Raw genomic sequence first — 7,607 nt, forward strand, 5'->3', positions numbered from 1 at the left:
CCCGTGGCGACACGGGCCGCCGCAGGACGCCGCTCCATAGATCGACGAACTTAACCGGTTGCCTTCCGCGGGCCATCGCCCTACGCTGATGCCTGCGTCCGCTGGGAGCCGGGCGGCGGCTGTCGGGCTCAGCCGCCTTCGTCACCACCACCGCATCCCCCACCTGGGCCGGGGGAGACCTCCCTGAGGACAGCCATGAAGAAGTTGCTCTCCGTCGCGGGCGCCGCCCTGCTGACGGTTCTCGCCGCCGTCTTCGCCTTCGGGCAGCCGGCGCACGCCGCCGCCGGGTTCTCCGTCTCGAACGGGCGGCTCTACGACGCCAACGGCACCGAGTTCGTCATGCGCGGGGTCAACCACGCGCACACCTGGTACCCGCAGCAGACCAACTCGTTCGCCAACATCAAGAAGCTCGGCGCGAACAGCGTCCGGGTGGTGCTGGCCAGCGGCGACCGCTGGGCGAAGAACGACGCCGCCGACGTGGCCAACGTGATCTCGCTCTGCAAGGCCAACCGGCTCATCTGTGTCCTGGAGGTGCACGACACCACCGGCTACGGCGAGCAGAGCGGCGCGATCACCCTGGACCGCGCGGTCGACTACTGGCTGAGCATCGCCGGTGCGCTCCAGGGCCAGGAGAAGTACGTCATCGTCAACATCGGCAACGAGCCGTACGGCAACCAGGGCTACGGGACCTGGGCCACGGACACCGCGAACGCGATCAAGCGGCTGCGCGCGGGCGGCCTCACCCACACCATCATGGTCGACGGCCCGAACTGGGGTCAGGACTGGTCCTTCACCATGCGGGACAACGCCGCCACGGTCTTCACCGCCGACCCCCAGAAGAACACCGTCTTCTCCATCCACATGTACGGCGTCTTCGACACCGCCGCGGAGATCACCGACTACCTGGGCCGGTTCCGCAGCGCCGGACTGCCCATCGTGGTCGGTGAGTTCGGGTTCAACCACTCCGACGGCAACCCGGACGAGGACACCATCATGGCCTACAGCCAGGCCAACGGAATCGGCTACCTCGGCTGGTCGTGGAGCGGCAACGGCGGCGGCGTCGAGTACCTGGACATGGCCACCAACTTCGACCCGAACCAGCTGACCAGCTGGGGCCAGCGGATCTTCAACGGCGCCAACGGGATCAAGGCCACCGCGAAGGAGGCGTCCGTCTACGCCGGCACACCGCCGACCAGCACGCCGCCGACCAGCACCCCGCCCACGACCGCCCCGCCGACCAGCCCGCCGCCCACCACCCCGCCGCCCAGCGGGGGCTGCACCGCCGGCTACACGATCGTCAACTCGTGGCAGGGCGGCTTCCAGGGCGAGGTGAAGGTGACCGCCGGCGCGGCCGCGATCAACGGCTGGTCGACGAGGTGGACGTTCGCCAACGGCCAGACGATCACCCAGTCGTGGAACGCCACGATCAGCAGCAGCGGCTCGACGTACACCGCCCGCAACGTGGACTACAACGGCCGGCTCGGCGCCGGCGCCAGCACCACCTTCGGCTTCATCGCCAGCTGGAACGGCAGCAACGCCGTGCCCGCGGTGAGCTGCACCGCGAGCTGACCGCGGTCGTACCACCGGTGGCCGGGCCCGCACGGACCCGGCCACCCCCGTTCCGGGTACGGGACCTGACCGGGCATCAACCGGCCGCCAGCCGGGCCGCCCGCAGCAGCAGGTAATCGTGCTCGGGGCGGCTGGTGGTCCGCCCGGCGGCGGCCCGGTAGTGGGCCACCGCGGCCGCCCGGTCACCGGCCATCTCGTACAGGTGCGCCCGGGCCGCGTCGAGCCGGTGGTGCCCGGCCATCCGCGGGTCGCCGTCCAGCGCGGCCAGGGCGTCCAGCCCGGCAGCCGGGCCGTGCACCATCGCGCTGGCCACCGCGCGGTTGAGCGAGACCACCGGGCTGCCGGCGAGCCGTTCCAGCACCTGGTAGAGGGCGAGGATCTGGCGCCAGTCGGTCCGCTCGGCGCTGGGCGCCTCGTCGTGCAGCGCGGCGATGGCGGCCTGGAGCTGGTACGGCCCGACCGGCCCGCGGGCCATCGCCCGGGTGACCAGCGCGGTGCCCTCAGCGATCGCGGCCGCGTCCCACCGGCCGCGGTCCTGGTCGGCGAGGGGGATCAGCTCGCCCGACGGGCCGGTCCGCGCGGCGGCCCGCGCCTCGGTGAGCAGCATCAGGGCGAGCAACCCGGCCACCTCGCTGTCGTCGGGCAGCAGCGCGTGCATCGCCCGGGCCAGCCGGATCGCCTCCTCGGCCAGGTCCACCCGGCGCAGGTCGGCGCCGAGGCTGGCGGTGTGCCCCTCGGTGAAGATCAGGTAGAGCACGTGCAGCACGGTGGCGAGCCGGGTCTGCTGTTCCGCCTCCTCGGGCATCCGGAACGGCACCCCGGAACCCTTGATGCGCTGCTTGGCCCGGCTGATCCGCTGCGCCATCGTGGCCTCGGGGACGAGGAAGGCGCGGGCGATCTCGGCGGTGCTGAGCCCACCCACCGCGCGCAGGGTCAGCGCGATGGCCGACCCGGTGGAGAGCGTCGGGTGGCAGCAGAGGAAGAGCAGGACCAGGGTGTCGTCCCGGTCCGCGGCCAGCGGTTCGTCCGCGGCCGGCGCGGTCCGCCGGTCGTCGCCCTCGCGCCGGGCGGCCCGGTCCTCCCGGTCCCGGCGGGCCGTCTCGGCCCGGACCAGCTCGATCATCCGGCGGTACGCGACCTGCACGAGCCAACCGCGCGGAATGTCCGGCAGCCCCTGCGCCGGCCACTGGGTGGCCGCGTCCAGCAGCGCCTCCTGCACCGCGTCCTCGGCGGTGGCGAAGTCACCGAACCGGCGGGCGAGCACGCCGAGGACCTGCGGCGCCAGCTCGCGCAGCAGGTCCTCGACGGTACGGTCCGGAACGGCCAGCGGTCACAACTCCTGCGGCGGGGCCGACATGACCGGGTGGACCTCGATCGGCATGTTCAGGGGGCGGCCGCCCGGACCGGGCGCGGTGGAGATGTGGGCGGCGAGCTCCACGGCCCGCTCCGCGGTCTCGCAGTCCACGATCCACCAGCCGGCGAGGAACTCCTTGGTCTCCGCGAACGGTCCCTCGGTGACCACCGGGGCGCCGTTCTCCCCGGCCCGGACGATCCGTGCCTGCTGGGGGCCGCCCAGGCCCTCGGCCTGCACCAGCTCCCCGTCGGCGGCGAGCTTCGCGTTGACCTCCCGCATGAAACCGATGTGCGCCTGGATCTCCTCCGGCGTCCAGGTGTCGATCGACGGGAAGTCGGCCCCGGCGGCGCTGAACTGCATCAACAGCATGTACTTCACGGTTGGCTCCTCACGTCCGCGCACCGATTCTCGGTGCTTCCACCCTCCGGTAGAAGCCGCCACCCCGCTCCTCGACATCCGCCCGGGCAGAATCTCAGAAAATCCCGCTGATGCCCACCTCGTCGGCCGTCGCGGGCTCCCCGGGCGGTCCCGGGTGCGGGCCGAGGGCGGTCCGGATCGCCGGCCCTCAGCCGACGGCGACGACCTCCAGCAGCAGCGCCTGCTCGGGATGCAGCGCGGGCAACTGCAACCCCACGACGCCCAGCACCGAACCGCTCACCGTCACCCCGCCGCCGGACGCCAGCCAGCCCGGCTCGGTGAACTGGAGCACCGCCGGCTCCGGCACCCCGGCCGGCGGGCGCACGGCGTAGCGCCGGGCCGGGTCCAGCCCCGGCAGGCGGACCGCTCCCGGCACCTGGGCGGCCGAGGTGGCCAGTCGGGAGATCGCGTACACCGCGTGCGAACGGTCGTGGGCGACCACGCCGTGCGCCTGGACGGCGGGGTCGGGATGGTCCACCCGGACCACCCGGCCGCCGTGCAGCAGCGGGCGGAGCCGCTTGTGCAGCGCCACCCAGGCGGCGAGTTCGGCCCGTTCGGCGGCCGTGATCCCGCTGATGTCCCACTCGATGCCGTGGTGGCCGAAGAGCGCGGTGACCGCCCGGAAGCCCAGGTCGTGCACCCGGTGCGTGGTGTGCGAACGCTCCGGTCCGATGTGGGTGCCGACCAGCTCGGGCGGCAGCAGCAGGCCGGTCCAGCGCTGGATCGACAGCCGCTCCAGCGCGTCGTTGCAGTCGCTGGCCCAGACCCGGTCGGTCCGGCGCAGGATCTCCAGGTCCACCCGGGCCCCGCCGGAGGAGCAGCTCTCGATCTCCACGCCCGGGTGCCGGGCGCGCAGCTCGTCCAGCAGCCGGTAGACCGCCACCGTCTGCGCGTGCACCCCGGGCCGCCCGGCGTGCCCGGCCTCGGTGAGGTCCCGGTTGTGGTCCCACTTCAGGTACGCGATCCCGTCGTGCCCGCTCAGCACGGCGTCCAGCCGGTCGAGCAGGTGGGCGTACGCGTCGGGGTGGGCCAGGTCGAGCACCTGCTGGTGCCGCCACTCCGGGGGCAGCCGGCCGGGGGCCTGGAGCACCCATTCGGGGTGGGCCCGGAACAGGTCCGAGTCGGGGTTGACCATCTCCGGTTCGACCCAGAGCCCGAACTGCATCCCGTGCTCGCGTACGTGGTCGATGAGCGGTTGCAGCCCGTCCGGCCAGACGTCGTCGTCGACCCACCAGTCGCCGAGCCCGGCCCGGTCGTGCCGGCGGCCCCGGAACCACCCGTCGTCCAGCACGAAGCGTTCCACGCCCACCTCGGCGGCCCGGTCGGCGAGACCCTTGAGCCGGTCCAGATCGTGGTCGAAGTAGACCGCCTCCCAGACGTTCAGGGTGACCGGGCGCGGGCCGCGCGGGTGCTGCGGGCGGGCGCGCAGGTGGGTGTGCAGCACGTCGCTGAGCCCGTCCAGGCCGGTGGTGGAGTGGACGGCGTAGAGCAGGGGAGTGGCGTACTCCGCGCCGGGGTCGAGCACGATCTCGCCGGGGGTCAGCAGCTCGCCGCCGCCCAGGGTGGCCTCGCCGGCCGGACGGCGCTCGGCCACCGTGACGTGGTCGCCGCTCCACGCGGTGTGCACCGCCCACAGCTCGCCGTGCCCGAAGCCGAAGCCGGGCGTGCCGGCGACCAGCAGCAGCGTGGCGTCGTGCCCGGTACGCCCGTGCCGGCCCTCGCGGACCCACGCGCCCATCGGCCACGGGTGCCGCTGCGGCGTCCGTTCCCGGCACCAGCGGCCGGTCAGGTCGAGCAGTTCCGTGGCGACCGCCGGCACCGGCAGCACCGGGGTCAGCTCCCGCACCTCGTAGGGGGCGTCGCCGTCGTTGCGCAGCCGGTGCCGCAGGGTCAGCAACCCGGCCGGATCGAGAGCGATCTCGACGGTCAGCGACAACCGGGCGCCCGGGTCCACCGCCCGCACCGCCACCCGGGCGGTGGAAAGGAAGGGTCCCCTGTTAACGCCTGGTGCGGGTAAAGGGGCCCCTCCTAACGTCTCCGGCCCGCTCGCCGCCGGCGCCACGGGTTCGTCGACCACGTCGAGGCCGACCAGGCGGAACGCACTCGACCAGTCCCGGCCGGCGCGGTGGCCGGCCAGGCCGGGCCGGCCGCTCCAGCCGGCGCTCGCCTCGGGCAGCAGCGACAGGACGGTGGGCGCGTCGAAGCTGCTCGGCACCACCGGCGCAATGGTGGCGTCGACCAGGGCGGGCAGGTCGCCGGCGGGCAGCGGGCCGAGGTCGGCGCCCCAGTGCACGACCCGGGGCAGCCCCGGGCCGCGCGCGTCGAGCACCAGGCTGGTCCGCCCGCGGCGCAGGTGGACGATCGTCATCCTTTGGAGGCTCCCAGCGTCAGGCCGCGGACGAACTGCTTCTGCAACAGGAAGAAGATCACCAGGGTCGGGATCGCGACCAGCACCGAGCCGGCCGAGACCAGGTTGTTGTCGGTGAAGAACTCGCCGCGCAGGTTGTTCAGCGAGCTGGTGACCGGGAACTTGTCGCCGGTCCGCATCAGCACGGTCGCCCAGAAGAACTCGTTGTAGATCCAGGTCACCTCCAGGGTGGCCAGCGCGGCCAGGGCCGGCCGGCACAGCGGCATGGTGACCTGCCAGTACTGCCGCCAGACGCTCGCCCCGTCGACCATCGCCGCCTCGTACAGCTCGTGCGGCAGCGCCTTCATGTAGTTGCTCAGCACGAAGACGCAGAAGCCGCACTGGAAGGCGACGTTGACCAGGATCAGTCCCCAGTAGCTGTCGTAGAGCAGCTCCGAGTCGCTCATCCAGGCCGGCAGGGGGATCTCGGTGAACATCCGGAACAGCGGGATCAGCAGGGCCTGCTGCGGCAGCAGGTTCGCCGCGGTGAAGAGGCCGAGCAGGGCGATGTTGAGCTTCCAGCTGAACCGGGCGATCACGAACGCCACGCAGGAGGCGAGGAAGAGGGTCAGCAGCACCGCCGGCACCGTGATGTAGACGGAGTTGAGGAAGTGCTTGCCGAATTCGGCGGTCCGCCAGGCGGTGACGTAGTTGTCGAGGGTCCAGCCGCCGAGCGAGACGTAGCCGTGGCTGGCGGTGTACTGGTACGAGCGGAGCGAGGTCAGCACCGCCCAGAGGATCGGGAAGAGCCAGCCGACGGCCACCGTACCCAGGAACAGGTGCAGGACCACCCGGGCGGGCCGCGGTGGCCGGCGGCGGCTGCCCGGCGTGGCGGTCGGGGACTCGCGGGTCAGCGTCGCGGTGGTCATCGCTTCTCCTCCCGCATGACGGTCCAGAGGTAGAGGGTGATGAAGGCCAGGGAGACGACCAGCATGATGGTCGCCAGGGCCGAGCCGAACCCGATCCGGCTGGCCTCGCCGACCACGTTCTGGGTGACCAGCGCGGAGAGCAGCTCCAGGCCGTTGCGGCCCTTGTTGACCACCCAGACCAGGTCGAACGCGCGCAGCGACTCGATCACCGTCACCACCAGCACGATGATGTTGATCGGGCGCATGACCGGGAAGACCACCCGGAAGAAGGTGCTGACCTCCGAGGAGCCGTCCACCGCCGCGGCCTCGCGCAGCGACGGGTCGACGCCCTTCAACCCGGCCAGGTAGAGCAGCATGATGTAGCCGACGTGCCGCCAGCCGGCGGCGAGCAGCACCGCCCAGATGTTCACGTGCGGGTCGCCGTACCAGTCGGTGTTCCCGCCGAGCAGCGCGTTGAGCAGGCCCTGGTCGCGGCTGTAGATGAGCTGCCAGACGAAGCCGATCAGCGCGAGCGAGAGCACCACCGGCAGGTAGAGCGCGGTCTGGTAGAACCGGCTCCCGCGCAGCTCCTTGTCCAGCAGTACGGCGAGGAACATGCCGAACGGGGTGGCCACCAGGAAGAGCGCGGCCAGCCAGAGCACGTTGTGCTGCACCGCGGGCACGAACGGCGGGTAGATGTTCACCACGTCGTCGTAGTTCTTCCACCCGACCCAGTCGATGTCGCCGAGCGGGCCGATGCCGTCCCAGCTGGTGCCGGAGAGCAGCACGGTCGCCAGCGCCGGCAGCCAGACCAGGCCCAGCACCAGCAGCAGGGGTACGAGCACCATCAGCGTGATCACCACGCGGTCGGTGCGGGAGAGGAGCCGCAGCCGGCGGCCGCGACCACCCGTGACGGTGGAGGCAAGCGCTCGTTCGCCGGTGTTGAGCTGCGCAAATAGCCGTACCTCGACGATGTGACGCGGGACGCGCCCAGCGGATTTGACGATCAAAC

General features: G+C 72.2%; 6 protein-coding genes. 1 reads left to right on the forward strand and 5 read right to left on the reverse strand.

The features are described from left to right. Positions 1–195 precede the first annotated feature (195 nt). Positions 196–1,569 carry a cellulase family glycosylhydrolase gene (locus tag ACWEVO_RS23690; RefSeq protein ID WP_452309711.1) on the forward strand — a complete coding sequence of 458 codons (1,374 nt, stop codon included), beginning with the start codon at positions 196–198 and terminating at the stop codon, positions 1,567–1,569. Between the two features lie 76 nt (positions 1,570–1,645). Here the strand turns inward: ACWEVO_RS23690 and ACWEVO_RS23695 are convergent, their stop codons facing one another. The 5 genes from ACWEVO_RS23695 to ACWEVO_RS23715 all read right to left on the reverse strand — a co-directional run bounded on the left by ACWEVO_RS23695 (position 1,646) and on the right by ACWEVO_RS23715 (position 7,569). Next, a complete protein-coding gene (locus ACWEVO_RS23695) occupies positions 1,646–2,833 on the reverse strand; it encodes an RNA polymerase sigma factor (RefSeq protein ID WP_452309712.1) in 1,188 nt (395 codons plus the stop codon). A 66-nt stretch (positions 2,834–2,899) separates the two neighbouring features. Beyond that, positions 2,900–3,292, reverse strand: coding sequence for a YciI family protein (locus tag ACWEVO_RS23700; protein ID WP_452309715.1), 393 nt, complete (start codon positions 3,290–3,292; stop codon positions 2,900–2,902). Positions 3,293–3,488: 196 nt separating this feature from the next. Beyond that, entirely contained in the window at positions 3,489–5,708 is a 2,220-nt protein-coding gene (locus ACWEVO_RS23705; RefSeq protein ID WP_452309713.1) for an alpha-galactosidase, read from the reverse strand. Beyond that, positions 5,705–6,616 (reverse strand): carbohydrate ABC transporter permease, encoded by a 912-nt coding sequence (locus ACWEVO_RS23710; protein ID WP_452309714.1) that lies wholly within the window; start codon positions 6,614–6,616, stop codon positions 5,705–5,707. The genes ACWEVO_RS23705 and ACWEVO_RS23710 overlap by 4 nt, the downstream gene beginning before the upstream one ends. Beyond that, positions 6,613–7,569, reverse strand: coding sequence for a carbohydrate ABC transporter permease (locus ACWEVO_RS23715; RefSeq protein WP_452309716.1), 957 nt, complete (start codon positions 7,567–7,569; stop codon positions 6,613–6,615). Before ACWEVO_RS23715 ends, ACWEVO_RS23710 begins: the two co-directional genes overlap by 4 nt. Between the last annotated feature and the right edge of the window lie 38 nt (positions 7,570–7,607).

It is taken from the genome of Micromonospora sp. NPDC003776 (genome assembly GCF_053605645.1).